Origin of the sequence: Mesorhizobium sp. M7A.F.Ca.CA.002.15.2.1 (assembly GCF_003998715.1) — a bacterium.
GTDB classification, from domain to species: domain Bacteria; phylum Pseudomonadota; class Alphaproteobacteria; order Rhizobiales; family Rhizobiaceae; genus Mesorhizobium; species Mesorhizobium ciceri.
On record NZ_RZPI01001158.1, the window covers coordinates 1 to 782 of the forward strand.

The 782-nt window shown below is 63.7% G+C and carries 1 protein-coding gene; it reads right to left on the minus strand.

The genetic code is table 11. The features are described from left to right. Window positions 1-114 precede the first annotated feature (114 nt). Window positions 115-782, minus strand: a 668-nt coding sequence (locus ENZ74_RS33350; RefSeq protein WP_127313363.1) for a LysR substrate-binding domain-containing protein, incomplete at its 5' end; no start/stop codon positions are given.

The following is a 782-nucleotide window of genomic DNA, read 5'->3' on the forward strand; positions in this document are numbered from 1 at the left end:
GATGAGGACGACCACGATAGCGATTTCGACGTATAACATGAGCGGTCAATAGCATTGTGGCGCGGTCTTCGAAAATAGTCCGGCGTGATTTTTGAGAAATGACCGGTATTTCGCTCACGCGGCATCCCAGGGCGGCGCCGAAAAATGTTCGACGAGGGCGTCGACGACAACCCGCACCTTTGGCGTGAGCGCGCGCGTCACCGGCCAGACGGCATGCACGACGATGTTCTCGACCAGGCATTCCGACAGCACCATTTCGAGATCGCCGCTTTTGAGGCTGTCGGCGGCCAGCCATGTCGGCAGGAAGGCGATGCCGCAGCCGGCGAGCGCCGCATCCAGCATCGGTTCGCCATGGCCGAGAACGAGCCGCGCCTTGGGCACGAAGGTTGCGAGATGGCCGTCGGAATGTCTGATCACCCAGGGGCGGACGATGCCCTCGCGACCGTAGCCAATGACGCTGTGATCGGCGAGATCCTCGACCGATTGCGGCCGGCCATGCCTGTCGAGATAGTCGGGAGCCGCGCATATGGCCGAGCGCTGAGCATAGAGGCGCCTGGCCGCAAGCGACAGGCTGTCGTCGAGTTCGCCCATGCGGATCGCCAGGTCGATACCCTCCTCGATCAGGTCGACGCGGCGGTCATTGAAGGAGACTTCCACCGTCCGGTCCGGAAATTTCCTCGAAATCTCGAACAGCACGGGAGCGACGCAGCGTCGGCCGAAGGCCAGCGGCACGTCGACCCGAAGCCGGCCAGACGGGACCTGCCGACGCGAGGCGAGCAGCG